Genomic DNA, 923 nt, shown 5'->3' with positions numbered 1-923 from the left:
TAGCCGCTTATCAATGATCTTAGTTAGTTGTAAATGCTCGTCCTCACTTCCCTTTTGCAATCCAACTTCATCAATCACTAGAAGATCAACACTAACGATTTGCTTAATGACTTGAGACTCAGTGAGATCATTGTCCTTGGACCATGACTGGCGAATCAGGCCAACGAGATCCGAAACGGTCAGAATTAGCGTTGTTTTAAAGTTTCTACCAATGTGATTAGCAATTGCAGAAGCTAAGTGGTTTTTCCCAGTGCCAGGTTCACCGATGAACATAAACCCCTTGCCGTCAGTTAAACGGCCTTGGAAAGTGTCAGCGTAACGCTGCGCGTAATGGACGGCTTTCTTTTGGCTATCTGTCTCAGCGACATAGTTATCAAATGTGCAATTCTTAAAGCGGTCACTCATGCCACTGTTTCTAACTACCCAATCTCTGCGCTGCTGTGAAAAATGTTCTAACTGTTTCTTTTCGTCAGCGCGCCTTAGTGCCAGCAAGTCGTCATAAGACTGTATTTTGGCGTCAGGTTTGATATGACTAGGCATGCGCTGTTGAAGTCTGACTAAAGCGTTATTCATGATCACCACCCTTCTACATTCTGATTGAAGTCTTGAGTTAATGGCCGACCTTGAGCCTGTCGAACCTGATTAAGCCCTGCGTTACGATTCATCCACTCGAATTTAAAGCCCTGCCAATTTCTAACCACACATTCAGCTAGACAGTCATCAACGCTTACACCATGTGTTGCGGCAATTTTCAGTTCATCAGCAAAGCGATTTATAACCGTTTGCGTAACATCCGCTTTTTTCCGTTTCCGCATAGCAAGCCAATCATTCAAGACTTGAGGTGTTGGCATTGACGGCCAACACGAATAATCGAGAGATTTTTTTGTTTTATTTTTATTAGATTCAATGGGTGGTTCTAATGA

General features: G+C 43.1%; 2 protein-coding genes. Both read right to left on the bottom strand.

Translation table 11 applies throughout. From position 1 onward, the window contains the following. On the bottom strand, positions 1-573 hold a 573-nt coding region (locus N473_RS01120; protein WP_063366373.1), incomplete at its 3' end, for an ATP-binding protein. 2 nt (positions 574-575) lie between these two features. After that, positions 576-923 (bottom strand): hypothetical protein (locus N473_RS01115; protein ID WP_231099499.1); only part of this gene is annotated, 348 nt, incomplete at its 5' end.

The sequence above is a fragment of the Pseudoalteromonas luteoviolacea CPMOR-1 genome (assembly GCF_001625685.1).
GTDB lineage: Bacteria > Pseudomonadota > Gammaproteobacteria > Enterobacterales > Alteromonadaceae > Pseudoalteromonas > Pseudoalteromonas luteoviolacea_K.
The sequence above is the reverse complement of the archived record's forward strand: the minus strand, read 5'-3'. Positions and strand labels throughout refer to the sequence as shown.